The 24,087-nt window shown below is 55.7% G+C and carries 22 protein-coding genes, 1 tRNA gene and 1 pseudogene; 16 read left to right on the top strand and 8 right to left on the bottom strand.

What is annotated here, in order from left to right; genetic code table 11:
* Positions 1-2: 2 nt before the first annotated feature.
* Positions 3-2,084 carry an ATP-dependent DNA helicase RecG gene (recG, locus tag ACQG2Q_RS00580; RefSeq protein ID WP_063849918.1) on the top strand — a complete coding sequence of 694 codons (2,082 nt, stop codon included), beginning with the start codon at positions 3-5 and terminating at the stop codon, positions 2,082-2,084.
* A 3-nt stretch (positions 2,085-2,087) separates the two neighbouring features.
* Here recG and gltS read toward each other — a convergent pair whose 3' ends face one another.
* Entirely contained in the window at positions 2,088-3,290 is a 1,203-nt protein-coding gene (gene gltS, locus ACQG2Q_RS00575; protein ID WP_048966547.1) for a sodium/glutamate symporter, read from the bottom strand.
* Between the two features lie 225 nt (positions 3,291-3,515).
* On the opposite strand from gltS, the gene ACQG2Q_RS00570 reads away from it, so the two are divergent.
* On the top strand, positions 3,516-4,907 hold the full coding sequence (locus tag ACQG2Q_RS00570) for a nucleobase:cation symporter-2 family protein (protein ID WP_063849916.1): 1,392 nt from the start codon (positions 3,516-3,518) through the stop codon (positions 4,905-4,907).
* Between the two features lie 118 nt (positions 4,908-5,025).
* Positions 5,026-6,720: an AsmA family protein gene (locus ACQG2Q_RS00565; RefSeq protein ID WP_063849914.1), complete on the top strand. Its 1,695-nt coding sequence runs from the start codon at positions 5,026-5,028 to the stop codon at positions 6,718-6,720.
* Positions 6,721-6,849: 129 nt separating this feature from the next.
* On the opposite strand, the gene yicI is transcribed toward ACQG2Q_RS00565, so the two are convergent.
* Both yicI and ACQG2Q_RS00555 read right to left on the bottom strand, forming a co-directional pair.
* Positions 6,850-9,168 (bottom strand): alpha-xylosidase, encoded by a 2,319-nt coding sequence (gene yicI / locus ACQG2Q_RS00560; RefSeq protein ID WP_063849912.1) that lies wholly within the window; start codon positions 9,166-9,168, stop codon positions 6,850-6,852.
* Between the two features lie 12 nt (positions 9,169-9,180).
* Positions 9,181-10,572 carry a glycoside-pentoside-hexuronide family transporter gene (locus ACQG2Q_RS00555; RefSeq protein WP_015570055.1) on the bottom strand — a complete coding sequence of 464 codons (1,392 nt, stop codon included), beginning with the start codon at positions 10,570-10,572 and terminating at the stop codon, positions 9,181-9,183.
* A gap of 288 nt (positions 10,573-10,860) precedes the next feature.
* Between ACQG2Q_RS00555 and ACQG2Q_RS00550 the strand changes: the two genes are divergently transcribed.
* Positions 10,861-10,955: transfer RNA gene (locus ACQG2Q_RS00550), tRNA-Sec, on the top strand.
* 146 nt (positions 10,956-11,101) lie between these two features.
* The gene (locus tag ACQG2Q_RS00545; RefSeq protein ID WP_071788007.1) at positions 11,102-11,308 is read left to right on the top strand and encodes a hypothetical protein; all 207 of its coding nucleotides are present in this window, start codon (positions 11,102-11,104) and stop codon (positions 11,306-11,308) included.
* Between the two features lie 112 nt (positions 11,309-11,420).
* Here the strand turns inward: ACQG2Q_RS00545 and ACQG2Q_RS00540 are convergent, their stop codons facing one another.
* Complete coding sequence (locus ACQG2Q_RS00540) at positions 11,421-11,582, bottom strand: YlcI/YnfO family protein (protein WP_064720300.1); 162 nt, start codon at positions 11,580-11,582, stop codon at positions 11,421-11,423.
* 127 nt (positions 11,583-11,709) lie between these two features.
* Here ACQG2Q_RS00540 and ACQG2Q_RS00535 point away from each other — a divergent pair, with 127 nt between their 5' ends.
* From ACQG2Q_RS00535 to ACQG2Q_RS00520, 4 genes and pseudogenes are all read left to right on the top strand, one after another.
* Positions 11,710-12,051 carry a SymE family type I addiction module toxin gene (locus ACQG2Q_RS00535; RefSeq protein ID WP_063150631.1) on the top strand — a complete coding sequence of 114 codons (342 nt, stop codon included), beginning with the start codon at positions 11,710-11,712 and terminating at the stop codon, positions 12,049-12,051.
* A 50-nt stretch (positions 12,052-12,101) separates the two neighbouring features.
* Positions 12,102-12,517, top strand: a pseudogene (locus tag ACQG2Q_RS00530) (hydroxyacid dehydrogenase); the annotation flags it as partial.
* Between the two features lie 193 nt (positions 12,518-12,710).
* The gene (locus ACQG2Q_RS00525) at positions 12,711-13,022 is read left to right on the top strand and encodes a type II toxin-antitoxin system RelE/ParE family toxin (RefSeq protein ID WP_416347039.1); all 312 of its coding nucleotides are present in this window, start codon (positions 12,711-12,713) and stop codon (positions 13,020-13,022) included.
* Positions 13,019-13,318, top strand: a complete 300-nt coding sequence (locus ACQG2Q_RS00520) for a helix-turn-helix domain-containing protein (protein WP_023299004.1) — start codon at positions 13,019-13,021, stop codon at positions 13,316-13,318. The genes ACQG2Q_RS00525 and ACQG2Q_RS00520 overlap by 4 nt, the downstream gene beginning before the upstream one ends.
* A gap of 64 nt (positions 13,319-13,382) precedes the next feature.
* Here the strand turns inward: ACQG2Q_RS00520 and ACQG2Q_RS00515 are convergent, their stop codons facing one another.
* The 3 genes from ACQG2Q_RS00515 to ACQG2Q_RS00505 all read right to left on the bottom strand — a co-directional run bounded on the left by ACQG2Q_RS00515 (position 13,383) and on the right by ACQG2Q_RS00505 (position 15,776).
* A complete protein-coding gene (locus ACQG2Q_RS00515; RefSeq protein WP_032622044.1) occupies positions 13,383-14,264 on the bottom strand; it encodes a GlxA family transcriptional regulator in 882 nt (293 codons plus the stop codon).
* A 242-nt stretch (positions 14,265-14,506) separates the two neighbouring features.
* A complete protein-coding gene (locus tag ACQG2Q_RS00510) occupies positions 14,507-14,986 on the bottom strand; it encodes a hypothetical protein (protein ID WP_022646606.1) in 480 nt (159 codons plus the stop codon).
* 1 nt (position 14,987) lies between these two features.
* The gene (locus ACQG2Q_RS00505) at positions 14,988-15,776 is read right to left on the bottom strand and encodes a winged helix-turn-helix domain-containing protein (RefSeq protein ID WP_063849909.1); all 789 of its coding nucleotides are present in this window, start codon (positions 15,774-15,776) and stop codon (positions 14,988-14,990) included.
* 834 nt (positions 15,777-16,610) lie between these two features.
* Between ACQG2Q_RS00505 and ACQG2Q_RS00500 the strand changes: the two genes are divergently transcribed.
* The 6 genes from ACQG2Q_RS00500 to ACQG2Q_RS00475 are packed head-to-tail and all read left to right on the top strand — an operon-like array spanning position 16,611 to position 22,646.
* Positions 16,611-17,213, top strand: a complete 603-nt coding sequence (locus ACQG2Q_RS00500) for a helix-turn-helix domain-containing protein (protein WP_022646604.1) — start codon at positions 16,611-16,613, stop codon at positions 17,211-17,213.
* Positions 17,214-17,265: 52 nt separating this feature from the next.
* Positions 17,266-17,850, top strand: a complete 585-nt coding sequence (locus tag ACQG2Q_RS00495) for a fimbrial protein (protein WP_022646603.1) — start codon at positions 17,266-17,268, stop codon at positions 17,848-17,850.
* 53 nt (positions 17,851-17,903) lie between these two features.
* A complete protein-coding gene (locus tag ACQG2Q_RS00490; RefSeq protein WP_023299001.1) occupies positions 17,904-18,581 on the top strand; it encodes a fimbrial biogenesis chaperone in 678 nt (225 codons plus the stop codon).
* 23 nt (positions 18,582-18,604) lie between these two features.
* The gene (locus ACQG2Q_RS00485) at positions 18,605-21,130 is read left to right on the top strand and encodes a fimbria/pilus outer membrane usher protein (RefSeq protein ID WP_063849908.1); all 2,526 of its coding nucleotides are present in this window, start codon (positions 18,605-18,607) and stop codon (positions 21,128-21,130) included.
* A complete protein-coding gene (locus tag ACQG2Q_RS00480) occupies positions 21,121-21,639 on the top strand; it encodes a fimbrial protein (protein ID WP_022646600.1) in 519 nt (172 codons plus the stop codon). Before ACQG2Q_RS00485 ends, ACQG2Q_RS00480 begins: the two co-directional genes overlap by 10 nt.
* Positions 21,639-22,646 (top strand): fimbrial protein, encoded by a 1,008-nt coding sequence (locus tag ACQG2Q_RS00475; protein ID WP_023298999.1) that lies wholly within the window; start codon positions 21,639-21,641, stop codon positions 22,644-22,646. Before ACQG2Q_RS00480 ends, ACQG2Q_RS00475 begins: the two co-directional genes overlap by 1 nt.
* 1 nt (position 22,647) lies before the next feature.
* On the opposite strand, the gene ACQG2Q_RS00470 is transcribed toward ACQG2Q_RS00475, so the two are convergent.
* Positions 22,648-23,172: a lipocalin family protein gene (locus tag ACQG2Q_RS00470; protein WP_022646598.1), complete on the bottom strand. Its 525-nt coding sequence runs from the start codon at positions 23,170-23,172 to the stop codon at positions 22,648-22,650.
* A gap of 117 nt (positions 23,173-23,289) precedes the next feature.
* Between ACQG2Q_RS00470 and ACQG2Q_RS00465 the strand changes: the two genes are divergently transcribed.
* Positions 23,290-24,015 (top strand): MerR family transcriptional regulator, encoded by a 726-nt coding sequence (locus ACQG2Q_RS00465; protein WP_022646597.1) that lies wholly within the window; start codon positions 23,290-23,292, stop codon positions 24,013-24,015.
* Positions 24,016-24,087: the final 72 nt, after the last annotated feature.

Genomic DNA, 24,087 nt, shown 5'->3' with positions numbered 1-24,087 from the left:
TCATGAAAGGCCGCCTGCTGGACGCCATACCGCTCAACAGCCTGACGGGCGTGGGCGCGGCACAAAGCAGTAAACTGGCGAAGATTGGCCTGCACACCGTGCAGGATCTCCTGCTCCACCTCCCCCTGCGTTACGAAGACCGTACTCAGCTTTATAAAATTGGCGATCTGCTGCCCGCTATTTACGCCACCGTTGAAGGGGAAGTGCTGAACTGCAACATCACCTTTGGCGGACGCAGGATGATGACCTGCCAGATCAGCGACGGCACCGGCATTCTCACCATGCGCTTTTTCAACTTCAATGCGGCGATGAAAAACAGCCTTGCCACCGGACGACGCGTACTTGCGTACGGTGAAGCCAAACGGGGCAAATACGGCGCGGAGATGATCCACCCGGAATACCGCGTGCAGGGCGATCTCAGCTCACCTGAGCTACAGGAGACGCTCACGCCGGTCTATCCAACCACCGAAGGCATTAAGCAGGCCACGCTGCGCAAGCTCACCGACCAGGCGCTGGAGCTGCTCGATACCTGCGCCATTAACGAGCTGCTGCCGCCGGAGCTTGCGCAGGGCATGATGAGCCTGCCGGAGGCGTTGCGCACCCTGCACCGTCCACCGCCAACGCTTCAGCTCGTTGATTTAGAAAGCGGTAAACATCCCGCCCAACGGCGTCTTATCCTTGAGGAATTACTGGCTCACAACCTGAGCATGCTGGCCCTGCGCGCAGGTGCGCAGCGTTTCCACGCGCAGCCATTAAGCCCGCATGATCAGCTCAAAGATAAGCTGCTGGCCACACTGCCGTTTAAACCCACTGGCGCCCAGGCGCGGGTCACCGCCGAGATCGAACGCGATATGGCGCTGAATGTGCCGATGATGCGCCTGGTGCAGGGCGACGTGGGTTCCGGGAAAACGCTGGTTGCCGCATTGGCCGCTTTACGCGCTATCGCCCACGGCAAGCAGGTGGCGCTGATGGCACCGACAGAACTGCTGGCCGAGCAGCACGCCAACAATTTCCGTAACTGGTTCGCCCCACTGGGGATCGAAGTGGGCTGGCTGGCCGGGAAGCAGAAGGGCAAAGCACGTCTTGCACAGCAGGAAGCCATTGCCAGCGGGCAGGTGCAGATGATTGTCGGCACGCACGCCATTTTCCAGGAACAGGTGCAGTTTAACGGCCTGGCGCTGGTCATTATCGACGAACAGCACCGCTTTGGTGTTCATCAGCGTCTGGCGCTGTGGGAGAAAGGTCTGCAACAGGGCTTCCACCCGCATCAGCTGATCATGACCGCCACGCCGATTCCGCGCACCCTGGCGATGACGGCCTATGCCGATCTGGATACCTCCACCATCGACGAGTTGCCGCCGGGCCGAACGCCTGTGACCACGGTTGCCATACCGGACACGCGGCGCAGCGACATCATTGACCGCGTGCGCAACGCCTGTACGCAGGAAGGGCGTCAGGCGTACTGGGTCTGCACCCTGATTGAAGAGTCTGAGCTGCTGGAAGCGCAGGCTGCCGAAGCCACATGGGAAGAGTTAAAGCTCGCCCTGCCAGAGTTGAACGTCGGTCTGGTTCACGGGCGCATGAAGCCTGCCGAGAAGCAGGCGGTGATGCAGTCGTTCAAACAGGGCGAGCTGCACTTACTCGTTGCGACCACGGTTATCGAAGTGGGCGTGGATGTGCCGAACTCCAGCCTGATGATTATTGAGAACCCGGAGCGTCTGGGCCTGGCGCAGCTCCACCAGCTACGAGGCCGCGTGGGCCGTGGCGCGATCGCCTCTCACTGCGTGCTGCTCTACAAAGCCCCGCTGTCGAAAACCGCGCAGATGCGTTTGCAGGTATTACGCGACAGCAATGACGGCTTCGTCATTGCGCAAAAAGATCTGGAGATCCGCGGCCCGGGCGAACTGCTGGGCACGCGTCAGACGGGTAACGCCGAATTTAAAGTGGCGGATTTGCTGCGCGATCAGGCCATGATCCCCGAAGTACAACGCCTAGCGCGTCATATTCATGAACGCTACCCCGAACAGGCGGCAGCGTTAATTGAACGCTGGATGCCGGAAACCGAGCGGTATTCCAACGCCTGACGATCAGCCAAACATTGGCAGCATCAGGTAGAGCTTAATGACCAGCGCGTTGACGATATCAATGAAGAATGCGCCCACCATCGGCACCACCAGAAACGCCATGTGCGACGGGCCGAACCGTTCGGTGATCGCCTGCATATTCGCGATGGCCGTTGGTGTCGCTCCCAGACCAAATCCACAGTGACCCGCAGCCAGTACCGCCGCATCATAGTTTTTGCCCATCATGCGCCAGGTAACAAAGATGGCATACAGCGCCATAAACACGGCCTGTACCGCCAGGATCGCCACCATCGGCAGCGCCAGCGAGGCCAGCTCCCACAGCTTGAGGCTCATCAGCGCCATCGCCAGGAACAGCGACAGGCTGACGTTCCCCAGCACGGACACCGCGCGTTCGAAGACGCGGTAGAAGCCCATCTGCGCCAGACCGTTGCTCAGGATCACCCCGATAAACAGCACGCAGACAAAGGTTGGCAGTTCGAAAGCCGTTCCCACCAGCCATTGCGCAACGATTTTGCCCACGGTGAGGCAGATGGCAATCATGGCGATGGTTTCAATCATCACCAACGAGGTGATGCTGCGACCAACGTCCGGTTTTTCGAACGCGGTCGGCACCATTTCATCGTCTGGTCTGCCTTCCGGCGTAGTGGAATGTTTCACCAGATAGCGCGCCACCGGGCCGCCAATCAGCCCGCCAAGCACCAGGCCAAAGGTCGCGCAGGCCATAGCCACTTCCGTTGCGTTTTCAAAGCCATAGCGTTCGATGAACAGCTTGCTCCACGCCGCGCCCGTTCCGTGGCCACCTGACAGGGTAATCGACCCCGCCAGCAGACCCATCAGCGGATCCAACCCCAGCAGCGACGCCATACCGATGCCGATGGCGTTTTGCATCAGCAGCAGGCCCACCACAACAATCAGAAACACGCCCAGCACCTTGCCGCCTGAACGCAGGCTTGCGAGGTTAGCGTTCAGGCCGATAGTGGCAAAGAAGGCCAGCATCAACGGATCTTTCAGGGACATATCAAAATCAATTTCCCAGCCCATGCTTTTTTTCAGTACCAGCAGGGCCAGCGCCACCAGCAATCCACCGGCTACAGGTTCAGGAATGGTGTACTTTTTCAGAAAGGAAACACTGTGTACCAGCTTGCGACCAAGCAGAAGAACCAGCGTTGCGGCAACAAGGGTCGACAACGTATCGAGATGAATCATAAAAGGCTCCTGTTATGCGCGTGTTCCATACACACGCGGCGTTATCCTGGGCCGGGTGTTGCTCGTCATGAGCCGCCGGCGCGAAAAGTGTAATTTTTTTTTCCTGTTCGTTGTAGAAAACCTGCTCACACCGGCAGATTTTCTCTCTTTTTTTTGCTGGCAATCGTTTGCTTTTACCAGGTGGTCAGCTAAAATGCCCGCTTTTCCACCGTGGGATTGCCGCCGATGTCTGTTAACACTCTGGAGTCTGCTGATGCGCAACCGATTGCGCAGAAGCAAAACAGTGAACTGATTTACCGCCTTGAAGATCGTCCCCCGCTACCTCACACCCTGTTTGCCGCCTGCCAGCATCTGCTGGCGATGTTCGTTGCGGTCATCACGCCGGCTCTGCTGATTTGTCAGGCGCTGGGGTTACCGGCGCAGGATACGCAACACATCATCAGTATGTCTCTGTTCGCTTCCGGTGTAGCCTCCATCATTCAAATTAAAGCCTGGGGTCCGGTGGGTTCGGGGTTGCTGTCGATTCAGGGCACCAGCTTTAACTTTGTGGCGCCGCTGATCATGGGCGGTACGGCACTGAAAACCGGCGGCGCAGATGTCCCGACGATGATGGCGGCGCTTTTCGGCACCCTGATGCTGGCAAGCTGCACAGAGATGATCATCTCCCGCGTTCTGCACCTTGCGCGCCGGGTGATCACCCCGCTGGTCTCCGGCGTGGTGGTGATGATTATCGGCCTGTCGCTGATTCAGGTGGGTCTGACCTCCATCGGGGGCGGCTACGCGGCAATGAGCGACCATACCTTCGGCGCGCCGAAAAACCTGCTGCTGGCAGGCGTGGTGCTGGCGATCATTATTCTGCTTAACCGCCAGCGTAACCCGTACCTGCGCGTGGCTTCGCTGGTGATCGCCATGGCGGCCGGTTACCTGCTGGCGTGGGCGCTGGGCATGCTGCCGGAAAACACCACCTCAACCAACAGCGCGTTGATTACCGTGCCAACGCCGCTCTACTACGGCCTGGGCATTGACTGGAGTCTGCTCCTGCCGCTGATGCTGGTCTTTATGATCACCTCGCTGGAAACCATTGGCGATATCACTGCCACCTCCGACGTGTCCGAGCAGCCGGTCTCCGGCCCGCTGTACATGAAACGTCTGAAAGGCGGCGTGCTGGCGAACGGACTGAACTCGTTTGTCTCGGCGGTGTTCAACACATTCCCGAACTCCTGCTTCGGCCAGAACAATGGCGTGATCCAGTTGACCGGCGTGGCCAGCCGCTACGTGGGCTTCGTGGTGGCGCTGATGCTGGTGGTCCTCGGCCTGTTCCCGGCGGTGAGCGGGTTTGTACAGCACATTCCCGAGCCGGTCCTGGGCGGCGCGACGCTGGTCATGTTCGGTACCATCGCGGCCTCCGGCGTGCGTATCGTCTCCCGCGAGCCGCTGAACCGCCGCGCAATCATGATTATTGCGCTGTCTCTCGCCGTAGGACTTGGCGTCTCCCAGCAGCCGATGATTTTGCAGTTTGCCCCGGACTGGGTGAAAAACCTGCTCTCTTCCGGCATCGCCGCGGGCGGTATTACCGCTATCGTGCTGAATCTCATTTTCCCGCCTGAAAAGAACTGATCCCCACACGGCAGGCTGTCAATGCCTGCCGTGACATCTCTTTACACCATTCCCGCCTTGAGCATTGCGCATAATTCGTGCATAACACCCTTATGTGCGTTTCGCGGGAAGGAAGACCATGAAATTTATTGGAAAGCTGCTTATCTATCTTCTGGTAGCCCTGCTCATTGTAGTGCTCGCCTTTTATTTTCTGCTCCAGACCCGCTGGGGCGCATCGCAGGTCAGCAGCTGGATCACGGTGAATACCGATTACGAGCTCAACTTTGACCTGATGGATCACCGCTTTTCATCCCCTTCTCACATCCTTCTGGAAAACGTTACCTTCGGACGAGATGGCAAACCGGCCACGCTGGTCGCTAAAAAAGTGGATATTGGCTTAAGCAGCCGCCAGATCACCGACCCGCTGCATATGGACGCCATCACCCTGTTCGATGGCACGCTGAATTTATCTCCACAGACGGCGCCGCTGCCGTTCCAGGCCGACCGTCTGCAACTAAATAACATGGCCTTTAACAGCCCGAATACGGAGTGGGATCTCAGTGCGCAAAAGGTGACCGGCGGCGTCAGCCCGTGGCTGCCCGAGGCGGGGAACGTACTGGGGAAAAATGCGCAAATCCAGATGAGCGCCGGGTCGCTCACGCTCAACGGCATACCGGCCAACAACGTGCTGATTCAGGGACAACTCAACGGCAAAGAGGTGGTGCTGAATACCATCGGTGCCGATATGGCGCGCGGCTCGCTTACGGGGTCGGCTCTGCGTAATGCCGACGGTGGCTGGGTTATCGACATCCTGCGTCTGAATGAGATACGCCTGCAAAGCGACAAATCGCTGCTGGATTTCTTCGCCCCTCTCTCCACCCTGCCTTCGTTACAGATTGGGCGGCTGGAAGTGACCGATGCCCGTCTACAGGGGCCAGACTGGGCGGTAACCGACCTTGATCTTAGCCTGCGTAACCTCACCCTGAGTAAAGGGGACTGGCAAAGCCAGGAGGGACGGTTATCCATGAACGCCAGCGAATTTATCTACGGCTCGCTGCATCTTTTTGACCCTATCCTGAATGCGGAATTCTCCCCGCAGGGCATTGCGCTGCGTCAGTTCACTTCCCGCTGGGAAGGGGGCATGGTGCGCACCTCCGGCAACTGGCTGCGCGACGGGAACGCGCTAGCGCTGGACGACGTTGCCATTGCCGGGCTGGAATATACGCTTCCGGAAAACTGGAAAACGCTGTGGATGGATCCGCTCCCGGCATGGCTGAACAGCGTGACGCTGAAAAAATTCGGCCTGAGCCGCAACCTGGTGATCGACATCGATCCGGCGTTCCCATGGCAGATCACCTCCCTCGACGGTTATGGCGCTAATCTGCGTCTGGCGCAAGACCACAAGTGGGGCGTGTGGGGCGGTAACGCAACCCTGAACGGGGCGGCAGCAACCTTTAACCGCGTCGACGTGCGACGCCCGTCGCTGGCGCTGAATGCCAACGCCGCGACGGTAAACATTACCGACCTGAGCGCCTTTACCGAGAAAGGGATCCTGGAGGCGACCGCCACCGTGTCACAGCTGCCACAGCGACAAACCACCGTGAGCCTGAACGGGCGCGGCGTACCACTCAACGTCTTGCAGCAGTGGGGCTGGCCAGCGCTGCCGATTGCGGGCGACGGCAATATTCAGCTCACCGCCAGCGGCAGCGTGCAGGCGAATGCGCCGCTGAAGCCGACGGTGAACGGGAAGCTGAGCGCGGTGAATATGGATAAACAGCAGGTGCAACAGACGATGACCGGCGGGATGGTGTCGGCGGTGGCTCCGGCACAGTAAAAAGCCGGGTGGCGGCTTCGCCTTACCCGGCCTACGAGGTTTTGGTTCCCTCTCCCCGTGGGTGAGGGCATCAGACCGCATAATTACCGTAGGCCCGGTAAGCAAAGCGCCACCGGGCATTTTTCCAGCTCAGAGGTGGATCACCACCTCATCCCCCTCGGCTTTCACCACCACACCCCACTCGCTGCCCGCATGTGAACCGCCTTTCACGCCGCCAACCTTTTGCACGTTGCGCAAGCACACCGACCAGTTTTGCGCATCTCCCGTGCCGGTAAAGGTCACGACGTCGCCCTGACGTGACGCCTTCAGCGTAAACAACACGGAACCGTCCGCCGCAGGCACTTCACTCACCGCCGTTGCGCCATCGCTCAGGTTGAAGAGCTGGAAGGCTGTCCCCTCATGCCACGCATAGTCCGGCTTCTGGTTATTATTGCCGAGCGCCAGCAGCGTGTTGTCGCGCACATAGACCGGCAGGCTCTGGAAATCGTGCTGCTGCTTATGCCAGCGGCTACCCTCGATTTCGTCGTTGTGCCACAGGTGCGTCCAGCGCCCTTCCGGCAGGTAAAACTGCACATCGCCCGCCTCGGAGAACACCGGCGCCACCATCATTGAATCCCCCAGCATGTACTGGCGGTCAAGGTAATCGCACGCCGGGTCGTCCGGGAACTCCAGCATCATCGCCCGCAGCATCGGCGTGCCGAACTCGCGGGCCAGCGCAGCCTGACGATACAGGTACGGCATCAGCTGGCATTTCAGCTGGGTGAAGTGGCGCACCACGTCGCAGGACTCATCATCGTACGCCCACGGCACGCGGTAGGATTTGCTGCCGTGCAGGCGGCTGTGGCTGGAGAACAGCCCGAACGCGCACCAGCGTTTGTAGACGTGCGCCGGAGCGGTGTTTTCGAACCCGCCGATATCGTGGCTCCAGAACCCGAAGCCGGACAGGCCAATCGACAGCCCGCCTCGCAGGCTTTCGGCCATCGATTCATAGTTGGCGTAGCAGTCGCCGCCCCAGTGTACCGGGAACTGTTGCGCCCCCACGGACGCGGAGCGGGCAAACAGCACCGCCTCTTCTTCTCCCACCGTCTCTTTCAGCACGTTCCACACCAGTTCGTTGTAGATGTAGGCGTAATGGTTGTGCATCTTCTGCGGATCGGAACCGTCAAACCACTGGACGTCCGTCGGGATACGCTCGCCGAAGTCGGTCTTGAAGCAGTCGACGCCGATCTCCACCAGGCCTTTCAGCTTGTCGGCGTACCACCGGCACGCGTCCGGGTTGGTGAAGTCGTAGATCGCCAGCCCCGGCTGCCATTTGTCCCACTGCCACAGGGAGCCGTCCGGGCGCTTGAGCAGGTAGCCCTTCTCTTTCAGCTCACGGAAGATCGGCGATTTCTGGCCGATGTACGGGTTGATCCACACGCAGACCTTCAGCCCTTTCTCTTTCAGGCGGCGGATCATCCCTTCCGGATCGGGGAAGGTAACCGGGTCCCACTCGAAGTCGCACCACTGGAAGGCTTTCATCCAGAAGCAGTCGAAGTGGAACACGTGCAGCGGCAGATCGCGCTCGGCCATGCCGTCGATAAAGCTGTTCACCGTCGCTTCGTCGTAGTTAGTGGTGAAGGAGGTGGTCAGCCACAGGCCGAACGACCACGCAGGCGGCAGCGCCGGACGGCCGGTGAAGCGGGTATAGCGGTTCAGCACTTCTTTCGGCGTCGGGCCGTCGATCACGAAGTACTCCAGATACTCCCCTTCCACGCTGAACTGCACTTTGGAGACTTTTTCAGAGCCGACTTCAAACGAGACGTTTTCCGGATGATTCACCAGCACGCCGTAGCCGCGGTTGGTCAGGTAGAACGGGATATTTTTGTAGGACTGCTCGGTGCTGGTGCCCCCGTCGCGGTTCCAGGTTTCGACCGTCTGGCCGTTGCGCACCAGGGCGGTAAAGCGCTCGCCCAGGCCATACACAGTTTCCCCCACGCCGAGATCCAGCCGCTCGAACACGTAATTGCGGTCGGTGTTGCTGTCCTGCACGTAGCCGTTGTTTTTCAGCTGGCTGCCGGTAATGCGTTGGCCGTTGCGCAGGAAATCCAGCGCCCAGAACTCGCCTTTGGTGACGCGCACGCTGGCGCTGCCGCTTTTCAGCTCGGCAAATTCGGCGTTGTTTTCAATCTCAACTTTTACATCCTTCAGAACGTTCAGCGGATAGTGCGGGCCGTTGTTCAGCGCGCCCTGGAAGTGCTCAATGCGCACCCCGACAATCCCTTCCTGCGGAGCAAACAGGCGCACCGTGAACATCAACGTGTCGAGCTGCCAGGTGCGTTCGCGCACGTCACGCGGCGCCACATACACCACCAGGTCATTGCCCTGCTGCTCCACGTCGAACACCTGTACCGGATACGTCACGTTAAGGCCCGGTTGGATAAGCCAGTTTCCATCACTGATTTTCATGCTTACGTCCTCTTAGTTCTGCAATTCTTTGCTGACCGGCAGGTTTTCAAACTCCTGCTGATTGCGGCGCGCGCCCTGCGCCAGCTCGCGCAGGATTTTGGTCAGGAAGGGGGTTTTCAGCGTGTAGTAGCGTTTGGCGATAATGGCGCTCAGCACGTAGCAGATCGCCGGAGCCAGCGTAAACAGACCGATAATGATGCTGATGGTCGCGCTGTTCTGGGTTTTGGCTGCCGCGTCGTAGCCGCCGCCTGCCAGCATCCAGCCGATCATCGCCCCGCCCAGCGCCAGGCCGAGCTTCAGCACGAACAGCGTGCCCGCAAAGCTGATGCCGGTCAGACGTTTGCCGTTGGTCCATTCGCCGTAGTCGACGGTATCGGACATCATTACCCACTGAATCGGCGTCACCAGTTGGTGCAGCACGCCGATAACGAAGATGAAGCCGAACATCAGCACGGTGGCATGCATCGGCACGAAGAACATCGCCACGCTGACCACCGCCAGCGCGGCGTTGGTCCACCAGAAGATGCTGACCTTGCACTTCCAGTCGGTGAGCGGTTTCGCCAGCGCCGAGCCAATCAGGTTGCCGACGCAGTAGGTGGTCAGGAACGCGACGAACACCTCCGGCGAGCCCATGATCCAGGTGCAGTAGTACATCATCGCGCCGCCGCGCACGCAAACGGCGAGAATGTTGAGGATGGTCAGCACGCCGACGATGCGCCACTGGTCGTTTTGCCAGATATCACGCAGATCTTCACGCATGGAGGTAGTACTCGGCGGCACCTGGATGCGCTCTTTGGTGGTGAAGAAGCAGAACGCCAGCATCAGGAACGCGACCACCGACAGCACGGCGATCCCGCCCTGGAAGCCGAACGCCTTATCGTCGCCGCCGATCAGGTTCACCAGCGGCATCATCAGCACCGTGGAGAGCATGCCGCCCGCCGTCGCCAGCACAAAGCGCCAGGACTGAAGGGAGATACGCTGTGTCGGGTCGTTGGTGATCACCCCGCCCAGCGCGCAGTACGGGATGTTGACCACGGTATAAAGCAGGGTCAGCAGCGTGTAGGTGATAGCGGCGTAAACCATTTTGCCGTTGAGGCTGAGGTCCGGCGTGGTGTAGGCCAGCACGCAGACGATGCCGAACGGAATGGCGCCGAACAAAATCCACGGACGGAACTTGCCCCAGCGGCTGCGGGTGCGGTCGGCAATCAGCCCCATGCACGGGTCGGAGATCGCATCCAGCGCGCGCGCCAGCAGGAACATAGTGCCGACAAACCCGGCGGGAATACCAAAAATATCGGTGTAGAAAAACATCATGTAAAGCATGACGTTATCAAAAATGATATGGCTGGCGGCGTCTCCCATGCCGTAGCCAATCTTCTCTTTTACTGACAGTACTTCGCTCATATTTTTATCCTTCACGCTGTAGGGGGCGCTGAGACCGGTTGCATTGGTTTTAAACCATTGTTTCAGGAGCGGGTATTGCGTTTTCTGGTTAAGAGATTACGTTTCTTGTTTTTTGTGATCGGGATAAAAGTTGATGAGCACGAAATGCTAACCTGAGGATTTTCTTAAGAATTAGCTGAAACAGGGGGATTCAGGTCAAAAGAGAGGTGAAAAAAGTGGTGTGGGGTATGTGGTAAATGCCTGAAAGTAGCTATAATGCGCCCCGCCTCCATGTAGCAATGCAGGCGCGGAAGATCGTCATCTCCGGTGAGGTGGCTGGACTTCAAATCCAGTTGGGGGCGCCAGCGTTCCCGGGCAGGTTCGACTCCTGTGATCTTCCGCCAAAAATGTCCACTCTTTTAATAAAAACACGTCCAACATTAAATCGTCCCACCTTGCAGTTCCCTTATGTGAACATGATCACTTATTGATTTTAGTATTGAGTGTTATCCTTTCCTTTATTTTGAAATAATATTCAAGGGAAGCTGTTATGGAATGGATTGTAGGTGCTGTAATTTTAATAGCAATACTTGTTGCCATATTAAAACCAAGACAATGTGATATCTGCCATACTTATTTCAAGAGAAAATACTACACATGGAAAATAGATGGAGAGAAACAACATTTGTGTCCTAATTGCAATGGTAAAATGCAACGAAAAGTTAGTTCGCAAAAATTTAAAAGCAGATTCGGTTAAAAATAAATTAATAAAGTTTTATTTCATAATGTTTACAAATGATAAGTTCGGACTATGCATTTCAAACTTATCATTTAATTATTCCTTACCGCTATCAAAAAAGTTTTGATTGCTACTTACTCAAAAGCCTAAGCCTACAAGCCTCTTTGACCCACTTACTAAAGTTCCCTTTCCCCGCAGCCTTCTCAATCTGCTCCAAAAGCTCATCCTCGAACCGAATATTCTTCATCGTGCTCTTAGTGCGGTCAAAATTTGGTTTCTTTTTCTCTTGCATGGTAGGTACCACTTCGGTTAATTTATCTGCATGTGGTACCTACCACATGGATTCGGAATTCTGCAACGCCCAGCAGTGTTGGAGCACTAAAGGGCGTCTAACCTCACCAACTATCAAGGAGTTGATTATGGCTGATTCGCATTCTACCCCAGACACCGACCAATCCGGAACCGAGCATTCGTTAATTGTGGGATACCGCCCGAATGTTTACGACAAATCTACGCCGAGAATCATTCTTTCCGGCAAGTGGCTACGCGCCGCAGGTTTTGATACCGGACAGCAGGTCACAGTAAAGGTCATGAAAGGATGCATCGTTCTGGTGGCGTATAACGAGCAGGAGCAGCGTTTGCAGGACGATTATAAACGGACGAAAGCAAAGCTTATTGAGATAGAGGACGCGCTTGCAGCGATCCAAATTCCACATGCTGGAAAGCGCCTCGCAAAATCAAATACAAACCACCTGGCTTAGCGGCTGTTTCTGGCATACTACCTGCCTGGTGCATTAGATGTGGAGGCGACATGGCAGATAAAGACGTAATCCAATCCCCGGCAGGCGAATTTGTTATGTTTGCCAGTGATGATGGAACGGTTCGCATCACATGTCGCTTTGAACATGAAACACTCTGGCTGTCGCAAGCAGCCATTGCGTCTCTTTACCAGGTCACTCCTCAAGCTATTACTCAGCATATTAAAGCTATTTACGAAGAAGGTGAGCTTGAACAAAAAGCAACTTGTAAGTCTTACTTACAAGTTCAGCAAGAAGGACAATCGCAACACATTTCACTATTGCCTTCCCGGCTTCCTCGCTTTCGGTTAGGGCAGATCAGGCGCTCCAGGAATAACTGGTAAATGGCTTTGTTATGGATAACAAGTGCCTGAAGAATCTTCCAGTCGGATCATCCGCCCTATATGATCATTTCGAAGAAACGCTGGAAAGCGCCTCGCAGTTTCTCACTTGCACCATCCGTTTGATATCTCTTCTTTGTCATACTCCTGCCACTCACGCCCTGGCTGCCACTGACAGCCATTGCATTTATCAACTACAGCTTATATTCTTTTTATAAGCTACAGCTTATCATGGACGAAAGCATGTAGACGGTACTGTTTAGTAAGGTATTCGAGCAATGGTTGCTTGAAAAGGAAGATGGGTTGCAGGAAAAGGTACTGGCAGACCTGTTAAATCTACAGAATTATGGACCGCGTCTTCCTCGTCCCTATGCGGATACCGTTAAGGGCTCACAGTATAAGAATATGAAAGAGTTACGTATTCAATATGCGGGTCGCCCGGTTCGTGCGTTCTTCGCGTTTGATCCTGTACGTCAGGCCATTGTGCTTTGCGCGGGGGATAAGCGTAATGACAAAACCTTTTATGAAAAACTGATTCGCATTGCAGATGCCGAATTCACCCTTCATCTGACAAGCCTGGAGGCAGCCAAGTGAAAACCTTAAATGAAGTGATTGCGTCACGCTCACCGGAAAGCCAACAGCGCATTCAGGAGATGGCAGAGGAAATGTTCCTCGAAACCGGTCTGCAACTTCTGCGTGAAGAGCTCCAGCTTTCGCAAAAACATGTCGCCGATCTTATGGGCGTAAGTCAACCTGCGGTAACACAGCTGGAGCAGCGTGGAAACGATCTGAAGATTGCTACGCTTAAGCGTTACATCGAAGCGATGGGCGGAAAACTTAGCATTAACGTGGAACTACCCACTGGCAAGCAGGTTGCGTTTCATCTCTAGCGCGATTGTATCTGTAGTTGATGGCGCAACTATATAAGCCGCATTTTACATCCACCTCAGAAAATTAATTCTGCGACGTGCGCCATACCCCAGGCGTACAACCATACTCCGTCTGAAAATGACGAATAAAGTGCGCGCAGTCGCTGAATCCCATCCGCTGCGCAATATCCGTCACGCTTTGCTGCGAGTTCTTCAGCAGCCAGCAAGCATAGCGCAGTCTGGCGCTGCGGATAAATTCGCGGGCCGTTTTGCCGAATTCTGCGTGGAACAGACGGTTGAGCTGGCGTTCACTCAATGCCACTTCTCGCGCAAGCCCGGCGGTAGTGAGCGGCCGGGTCAGGAACTGTTCAATCAGCATGACGGCGCGGCGCAACCGCGAGTCAGGGATAAGCGCAAAATTAGCCGGACGCGGGGTGGCAATTTCATGCGGAACGAGCGACAAACGCTGACAGGTGGTGCTGGCGATATCATCCCCGGCATGGGCGCGGATAAGCTCAGTTGCCAGCGTCAGGGTGGAAATACCGCCCGGGCAGGTCAGCACATCACCATCGTCGATGAAATCATACCCTTGCTCAGCATAAACCAGCGGGAAAGCCTGCCGAAATGCATCAAGGTGGAAAGGATGGATGGACGCTCGTCGTTCATTCAGCAATCCTTCCTGTGCGAGGACAAAACTGCCGGTGCCAATGCCAATGAGCGGAACCCCGGCATGGTGGGCATGTGCCAGATACGCTTTATCCCCCTGATACCCTAAGTCCAGATACTGCAATTCACCGCCGATAACAGCAAGGTAGTTAAAACTGTCCGGCGGCCCATGGGGAGAATCCGGCCTCATGATAATCCCCGCATTGCTGATAATCGGGATATCAGGGAATTCACTTATCAGGCTGATTTTAAATGCTAATTTATCCTGAGCTTTCGCTGCATAACGCAGCGCCTCCAGCAACCCGGAGACGGCCAGGAGTGAATAACGGGGCCATAATATCAACCCAATATGCAGACACTTTTCCGGTACTGATTTCCCCCCATCGGAGGAGTCAAATACACTTTTCATTTACTTGCCAAATTTAAAATTAATTACATTATCGCAACATGATCTGTCGCACTTTATATTTCTAAGATAATCCTGATATTTTAAATCAAGCATAAATGAGACGGGAGGAAAATATAATATTTTTCTCGTTTACATCATTCTTTTTTTGAACCACGACACACATATGTCGGCAATGTTCCTAACGTAAAGATATAGTTACCATTATGTTGTTCATTGATACGCATATAAATACTCTTGCCCGGATAGACAAAAAATTGCGGTTCATATTTTTCCAGCCAGCTGTCTTCGACATTATCGTCCGGGAACGTCATATTTTTTTCTGACGTCAGCAAATAGAGGCGATCTTTTCTCTCCACCCGAAAGGAAATTTTCCTGTCGATGGTTTTACCCGGATCGCTCTTTGCCCGGCCATTCATGCTCAGGGTGCCGAATTTCCCGTCGAAGGTGTAATTCAGCCAGACCGTCAGCGTCTCATCCGGATGGTGCTGTACCAGATTAGCCTGGCATGAAAAAGGCTGAACGTAAGATCGGTGCCACAGGTAATAGCCCGTCAGCACGCCTGCCGTGACGAGGCCCGTCACGATGACATACAGCATCTGCCGAAAACGAGTCATGCTAGCTATCCTTCAGGAAATAATCAGATATACAGCGGTTCGGTTCTTTCATTGGCCGGTCGCAGCGAATAACCGACGCACGAGGAAGCAGGGCGTACCAGCTGATGTAAACCCAGGGATATTGCGCGCATTCAGCCTTGAATTGTTCTACATAGGTCAGCGCGGAAGCGCGTTCAGCGTGAGTCTGAATGTCGTTCGCAAGATAAACGCGACAGGCCCCGACGGATGCCGCAAAACGGTAATCCTCAACAAAACGGTTTTCCCTGGCGTTCATATATCCCGTCACGCCTGCCCCGGCCAGGATGACCAATAGCCCCATGACGACAGCCAGCCAGCGTGTGGGCTTCCTGGCAACGGGCGTTGCTGGCGCGGAAGATGTTGATACCTCCTCGATCGCTGGCGCCTCCACACATTGTCCCTCTGCGGGTTGAGGCGCGACAGGCGAAGACTCTCTGACGGTTATTTGCGTGTCGCTTGCCAGCGTCAGCCCAATACGGGGAATGGTAACGATAGGGTCAGTTTCAAAACCAATCTTTTTGAGCCCTTTGCGCAGAATGGAGATGTTCTGGTAATAGGTATTGGAGGAGACAAGCATGCCGCGGCTTTGCCAGACAATATCAAGGAACTCTTGCTGAGTGACAATCGACCCCGCTCTGTCGATTAATAACAACAGGCATCGGCCTGCTGGCGAATTTAACACAACCACACGGTCAGGATTGTTGATATCACGTAACGTGCTGGCCGCAGGATGAAATTCGACGATATCATTTATAATGTAATGCTTATGCATAGGGGCAGTATGAATTCTCCGGTTAACAGATGTTGAACCTGAGTCACCGCATGTATGTGATGACATTCGCGTCGGGATTAATGTGACTGATTAACGGCATGCTGTATATCTTCGCCATTGGCGAAAAATCTTAATTTATATTTCATCCCTTAAGCTTCACTGAACCTGCATAAGAACTAAAGCCTTGTAGAATGCGGCTTGCAGAGCCGATTCATCCGCGATCATCCTCATTATGATGTTTTGTGAAGTTAATTTCCGCTCCACAGAAGTATCTGACTATCGACAGCATCTCTTTTATCAGAGCCTCTCCTTTTGGCGCACTCCTCGCCTCTTGACATTGACAAATATCTACATAAAAAAACATTGTACGCCACGGACATGCGTGTCTGAAATATTCAGTACTCTTAAGCCTTAAGTTTTCTCAACCTGACAAATATCAATAAGTTACATGGTTTTTGTATGCTTTTCACCCACCTCTCTATCAGTTTTTATCGATGATAACATTCGTAAATTGTTATTCCCCGTCAGCAACTTCACACCCGCACTGACACCAGACGACAAACTCCTTACAAAACATTTATCAAAGCTAAATTTTCATTAAAAATAGCGGCTATCATAATTTACAGAAAGCGAAGCGGAATAAGACCAATCAGAGGGAAGCGTCGTAACCGGTCTCGATCTCAGTAATTAATACAATTTTAGATTAATTCAGATTACCTCTTTATTGGCCGACGTATAGTAGGCCTACACTATGCAATACGTCATTGCTTCGAGAATACTGGCGATACCCTTATAAATAATTCGCCTGATTACTATTATAAATCGAGGAATAACATGACGAACAATAACCAAATAACACAGCATATTACTGTTGCATTGATGGGCGGCGATCATTATGCAAGAAACGGCATTAAAACGTTATTACGCAGCATCCGCGACGACCTTCACATCATTATCATAGAAGGAGGTTATCAGGAACTGGATAAGGCGCTGTCGTCGATTCGTATCGATATCTTATTTATATCCGGCGCAGAGAAATACCATACAGGGTATGGCTCACTGAAATATTTAAAAAAAATCAAAGCCACGCATCCAGAGGTGATTATCTGCCTGTACTCAACCTCTGCCCATTCCCTGTTATGGGCCAGGGAAGATATTGATGCCTATATCTCGCTACAGAACACGGTTTATCAGTGGCGGATAAAGCTAGCAAAAATGGTCGATAGCCATTATCGGCCCCAAAAGCAGCCAGCGGCGTTATCGCTGACGCCTGGAGAAAGGAGGGTATTAAAGGAACTCAGGAACGGACTGGATATACGTTACATCGCAGAACTGGAGAAACTTTCTTATCGCCGCGTGAGCGCTTTAAAAAGCTCAGCGATAAGAAAACTCGGGCTCAGGAATAAGACAGATTTGCTGGTCTTTTTAACCAGTTAGACCTGCCGCTTTCAGAGCAAATCTCGTAATAAAAAAACCAAGGAACCATGAAATGAAAGCACGCCTTACTTGCCAATCTCTGCTGGCATTAAGCATTGCCGCCCTGCTGCCAGCGGGCTCAGCACTGGCCGCCACCACCAGCGGCGGCACGGTTAACTTTAGCGGTAAAGTGGTGACCTCCGCCTGTGCCATCAGCGCCGGTAGCGCGAATATCGACGTCGACATGGGTGAAGTGCGTACCGCCACGCTGGCTGCCGCAGGCAGTGAAGCCAGTACCGCAAAAGCCTTCTCCATCACGCTGGAGGATTGCGAAATCGCCGATACCTCCGCGTCCACGGAAGATAACCCCATTGCCGCAACGACCGTGGCTATCACCTTCACCGGTACGCCGGACAGTACCGATGTGAATAGCCTGGCCGCGGGAGTAAACGGCGGCGCGGGCTCGGCGCAGCATGTCGCTATCCGTCTTTATGATGAACAGGGCAACGTCGTCAGGCTGGGTGAGCCGGCAGCAGCGATCCCCCTGCGTGCGGGGGCGAACACCCTGAACTTCAGCGCGAAATATTACTCCCCACTGGGCAACGCCACGGCGGGTGATGCCAGCGCGGTCGCAACCTACACCGTGACCTATTCGTAATCTTCAGGCCCGGTCTGCTGGCCGGGTCTGACTCAGCTTTCAGGAGACGCACAATGCGCGTAAACACATGGATTTGTCTGGCTGGCACGTTATGTTCATCCGCCGTGTATGCAGGCGGCGTGGGGTTGGGTGCAACGCGGCTGGTCTACGCAGGCGCGACGACGCAGACGATGATGCAGGTAAGAAATACCCACCCTGATGCCACGTTCCTGATCCAGTCATGGATGGAAGACGAGAAAGGGAGCCGTACCAACGACTTCGTCATCACGCCGCCGTTGTACGTCATGAAGCCCGCCAGCGAAAGCGCGGTGAAAATCATGTTCAGCGGCAACGCACTGCCAGCCGATCGCGAAACGCTGTACTGGATGACGGTCAAAGCTATCCCACAGCAGGTTAAAAACGGTTCCGGCAATTCGCTGCAATTCGCCTCTGCCAACCGCATCAAGGTCTTTTATCGCCCTGAGTCGCTTCGGGAAGGCGCAGGAGAGGCATGGAAAAACCTTGCCGGCGCCTACCGCGCGGGCAAGGTCACGCTGACCAACCCAACGCCGTATTACCTCACCACCATTAACCTGAAAATTGATGGCAGGCCGGTGTCGCCCGTCATGGTGCCGCCGAAAACCAGCGTGACGCTGGCAGACACCTTCAGCCATGCGAGCAGCATGAGCTACCAGACGATTAACGATTATGGGGCCTGGACGCCCGTCACCCGCACGTCATTGTCCCAATAATAAAAACAGTAAGGCGTGACCACATGAAAATTAAAATCCTGTGCGCCACGGCGATCGCCCTGGTGATTCGGCAAGCCGTGGCTGCCGAAAGCGAGCTGCACTTTAATCCTGCGTTTCTCAACGGCGAGCGCGCCAACAGTGCCGATCTCGCCTGGGTCAACGCCGGGAGCGCGTTGCCGCCGGGCGAGTACAATCTTAACGTGTATATCAACACCCAGTTCGCGTTCACAGGTAACGTCACGTTTCGCGCCGCTGAAAACACCGCCGGTGAAGCCCTGCCGTGCCTTACGCCTGCGCAATTCGCCGCACTTGGCATCGACAGCCGTCAGGCGAAAGGGGGTGAGCTGTCGCCTGCGCAGCGCTGCATTTTTTTAACCCGGTCGTTCGCCGATACCCGGTTTGATTTTGACCAGAGGACGCTTACCCTCAACTTCACCGTACCGCAAAGCGCGATGCGCGCTCTGCCGCGCGGGTACGTCAGCCCGGAGAGCTGGGAATCCGGCATCCCTGCCGCGTGGCTGAACTATGTGGTCAATGGCGCGAATAATGACTACCGGGGCGAGACGCGCACGCGGGAACAACAGCTGTTTGTGAGCCTGAACAGCGGCGCCAACCTGGGCGCATGGCGGCTGCGTGATTTCACCACGTGGACCAAAGAGAGTAACGAGCTCACCCACGTCCAGACCTGGCTACAGCGGGATATCCGCGCCCTGCGTGCCCAGGTTTATGCCGGTGAAACGTTCACCTCATCGCAGGTGTTTGACGCCGTTGGCCTGCGTGGGATTGCCCTGAAGACCGATGACAATATGTTGCCCGCCAGCCTGAGCGGTTACGCGCCTGAAGTGCGCGGCATCGCGCGCAGCAATGCCACGGTGACGGTTCGCCAGAACGGTAACGTTATCTATCAAACCTCGGTTCCGCCGGGGGCGTTTGTGCTGAAAGATCTCTATCCGACCTCTTCCGGCGGCGATCTCGCGGTCACCATTCAGGAGAGCGACGGCAGCCAGACGCAATACACCCTGCCCTTTGCCAGCGTGCCGAATCTGGTGCGTAACGGTCAGGTGAAATATGCTCTGGGGGCCGGGAAATACCGCCCTGCGGGCAATCAGATCTCGCCCTCCTTCGCGCAGGGCGAGCTGTTCCTGGGCTGGCGATACGGCCTCACGTTTTATGGCGGGGCGCAGTTTTCCGATCGCTACAACGGCCTGGCCTTCGGTATCGGGCAGAATCTCGGCCGCTTTGGCGCCTACTCCCTCGACTTCACCCATGCCCGCAGCCAGCTGGCTGATAATCAGCACTACACCGGGGATTCGGTGCGCCTGCGGTACAGCAAGCTGCTGAACGATATCGGTACGCGGGTCAATTTCTTCTCGCTGCGTTACTCAACGGCAGGGTTTTATACCCTCAGCGATACCACTTACAAAGGCATGGCGGGCGGAGCGCCAGAACAGACCGTAGAAGACGATGGCACCGTCACCACCCGCTACGACACGGTTTACAACCTGCATATGTCGCGTAAGGCAAAAAATCAGCTGCTGTTGTCGCAGCCGATGGGCGAATACGGCGCGCTGTCGCTGTCGTGGGATCAACAAACCTACTGGAATACGTCAAAAACCACGCAAAGTTTGCAGTTCGCGTGGAACGCAACGTTTCGTAATCTGTCGCTTGGCATCAGCGCCCAGCGTAGCTCTAGCCTGTACGACAACAAGAAAGACAATATCCTTGCGTTGTCCCTGTCGGTGCCGCTGGGTAACCCGGCGCTGTCGACCCGTCTCCGTTTTACCGCTACCCATGCGGATCCCGCTGGCACCACCGCGAGTACCGGTGTCAGTGGTTATCTGCCAGGACAGGAGAATCTTTTCTATAGCGTCAACCAGCGCTACAGCGCGCAGCAGCACTACGGCGGCGATGCCGCGCTGCAATACGAGGGCGCGTGGGGAGACTATAACCTGGGCTACAGCTACGCCGGTGACTCCCGCAACCTCAGCTACGGGATGAGCGGCGGCGCGGTGCTGCATGAGGATGGCCTGACGCTGAGCCAGCCGCTCGGGAACACCAATATCCTGGTGAAAGCCCCGGGCGCCAGCCATGTCGCCGTGCTCAACCACAGGGGCATCAAAACCGACAGCCTGGGCTATGCGGTGATCCCGTACGCCACGCCGTATCGCGTTAATCAGGTTGCGCTGGATGTCACCACCGTGGGCAATGACGTGGAGCTTGAGAACGCCATCGCCAATAAAATCCCCACCGACGGGGCACTGGTTCGCGCCACCCTCACCACGCGTCAGGGGGCAAAAGCGATGTTTATTGTGCGTCACGCTAAAGACGTGCTCCCCTTCGGCACGCTGGTCTCGTCAGAGGATGACAACGCCAGCGGTATCGTCGGCGATGGCGGCAGCGTGTATCTGACCGGCCTGTCAGCGAAGGGAACATTGCATGCCGTATGGGGACGCGACAGCGCCCAGCGCTGCACGATCCGCTATGCGTTGAACCCGAAAAATTATCAGGCCCGCACCGGGCTGTATTCCCAGGAGGTCATATGTCAGTAACCGTCCGGTTTCTCCCCCTGATCCTGCTGATGTTCATCACCGTCCCCGTACACGGCTATGACGTGCTGGTTTCCGTGACCGGCAACGTGATCGGCAATACCTGTATTGTCTCGGAAGATTCGAAGGAGCAAAACGTGCCGCTGGGCACCCTCGGCGTGAAGCAATTTAGCGAGGCGGGGGCAGTCAGCAATATCAAAACGCCCTTCACGCTCACCCTTGAAGCGTGCGGCCCTACCTTTGCTGGCGTGAAAATCCGCTTCAGCGGTACGCCGGATGACGAGAACCCGCAGCTTCTGAAAGTCGCTGACGGCGGCGCGACCGGCGTGGCGGTGCAGATTCTGGATAAAGACAGCGTACTTATCCCGCTGGACACCCAAACCACTGCTTACGGCGCGGCGGGGGATGACAGCGTAAAAATGACCTTCTATGCGCGACTGGCCGCCACGGGTGCGCCGGTCAATGCCGGAGACGTTTCGGCAGTGGCGACCTGGACGACGGAGTATCAATAATGCGTTTACTGTTTTTAGGCCTGTTTTTCATGACGTCTCAGGCACTTGCCCTCTCCTGGACATCGGATATCACACTTTCACCCACGCCCATGTCCTGGTCCGGCCCGGCAGACTCCATCGTGCCCGGAAAGACGATCGGCTCTGAATGGAGCGCCACTGCGAGCGTCTCGGAAGTGTTCTGGTGCGGCCTGGTATTTACCTGCTCCAAAGGGACGCTGGAGCCGAGCAGCAGCGTAACGGCCACCGGCATCACGGTTATTCTTGATGGTGCAAATTACATGGTATTTGAAACGGGCGTGCCCGGCATCGGCTTCATTCTTGGGCTTAAAGATTATAATGGCACCACCTATGTCCCGATGCAGACGGGCATTACGCAGAGTTATCCGGCCGACGGGACTAACGGTTACGCCTCCACACTGGGCTGGTCGGCAAAAGTGACGTTTATCAAGACCGGCGTTCCGCTGAAATCCGGCGTATACCAGACCCCCACCATTAATGCGGCGATCCTGACGGCCTATAACAACGAAGTGAAAACCGCACAGGTGATCATCAACCCGACCACCATCACGGTGACGGCAAGCGGCTGCACGGTAGGCACGAAAAGCGCCAACGTCGACCTGGGCACCATTGATGTTCACACGCTACCCAGCGTAGGCAGCACCTCGCCATCGGAGGCGTTTAACGTCAGCCTGACCTGCGATGAGAACGTGGCGGTTAACGCAGTAATGACCGATCAGACCACGCCGTCAAATACCTCGTCGGTCGTGACGCTGACCGGGGACTCCACGGCCTCCGGCATTGGCGTGCAGTTTTTCTATAACGGTACCGGGCCGCTGATGATGGGGCCAGACAGCTCGGCCGCAGGCACGACGGGACAGTTTTTCATCCAGACCACCAGCGCAGCACAAACGCTGTCGCTGCCGTTCCAGGCGCAGTACATCCGAACCGGAGAGCTGGTCCCCGGCTCGGCTAACGCCCTGGCGAGCATTACGTTTTCGTATCAGTAGGTCAGTGTTTAACCCACACCAGCTGATCGACCCGGAAGCCCAGATCGCGTGCGGTATTCAGGTAGTCCTGTTTTACCGCCTCCGGAATGGTCGGGGTGCGCGATAAAATCCACAGGTAGTCGCGGTTCGGGCCGCTGACCAGCGCGTACTGGTACTTATCGTCCAGCTTGATCACGTTATAGCCGCCGTAGAACGGGCCGAAGAACGATACCTTCAGCGCAGCCGTAGTCGGTTCGCCGGTAAAGTACGCCTTTCCTTCGCTCTCATTCCACTTGTTCTTCACCGGATCATAGCCACGATTCAGTACGCTGATACCGCCATCGCTGCGCTTGCCGTACGTCGCGGTCACCTGTTCCAGACCGCGCTCGAAGCGATTTTCCAGTCGGGCGACTTCATACCATTTGCCGAGATAGCGGCTGGCATCAAAGCCGGTAATGGGCTGCACGCCTTTCGGCGGCGTGGGAGATTTACAGGCAACCAGCGTCAGCGCAATGGCGACACCGGTAACGACAGGCCATAGCCTCATGAGAACTCCTTTCATTTACGCGGTTGGACGTTAAGTGTAGCGCACCCGTGCGGCGCTTCATCCCGTCGGGGAATATTCGTAGTATATTGAGACTACTCCTTCTCTTCGGATGCAGACATGGCTTACTCCATCGGCGAATTCGCCAGACTCAGCGGCATCACCGCCACCACGCTGCGGGCGTGGCAGCGACGCTATGGATTACTCAAACCCGAGCGTACGGACGGCGGTCACCGCCTGTACAGCGATGAGGACGTTCAGCAGGCGCTGAAAATCCTCGACTGGGTTAAAAAAGGCGTACCCATCGGCCAGGTAAAATCACTGCTGGAACGCCCTGTGCCGCGCCGCGCCAATAACTGGCAAACCCTGCAACAGGCCATGCTGCAAAAGTTGCAGGAGGGGAAAATTGAATCCCTGCGTCAGATGATTTACGACGCCGGACGCGAATACCCAAGGCCAGAGCTGGTCACTAACGTGCTGCGTCCGTTGCGCAGCCAGATATCGGCCAACGTCGCCGCCGCCATGACGCTGCGTGAGATCCTCGACGGCATCCTCATCGCCTACACCTCGTTTTGCCTTGAGGGCGATAAAAAAGCGCCGGGCGATAACATCCTCATCAGCGGCTGGCATCTGAACGACCCGTGTGAGATCTGGCTTGAAGCCCTGACGCGCACCGGCCAGGGCCACCGCATCGACATACTGCCGGTTCCCCCTGCCGCGCTGGCCCCGGAAATTTTTCCGGATCGCAAATGGCTGCTGGTTACCAGCGGTAAACTTACCGCCGCGCGAAAAAAGCAGGTTGCGCAGTGGCAGCAGCAGGTTTCCCTTGAGGTAATTATCCTCTGATTATTTTCTGCTGTGGCAAACTTCACGAAAAGTTGAATATTTTTTCGCGCAGCGAGTGCTAACGTTTTCCTG

It is taken from the genome of Enterobacter cloacae complex sp. 370H10 (assembly GCF_050031535.1).
In the GTDB taxonomy this organism is placed as follows: domain Bacteria; phylum Pseudomonadota; class Gammaproteobacteria; order Enterobacterales; family Enterobacteriaceae; genus Enterobacter; species Enterobacter intestinihominis.
The sequence above is the reverse complement of the archived record's forward strand: the minus strand, read 5'-3'. Positions and strand labels throughout refer to the sequence as shown.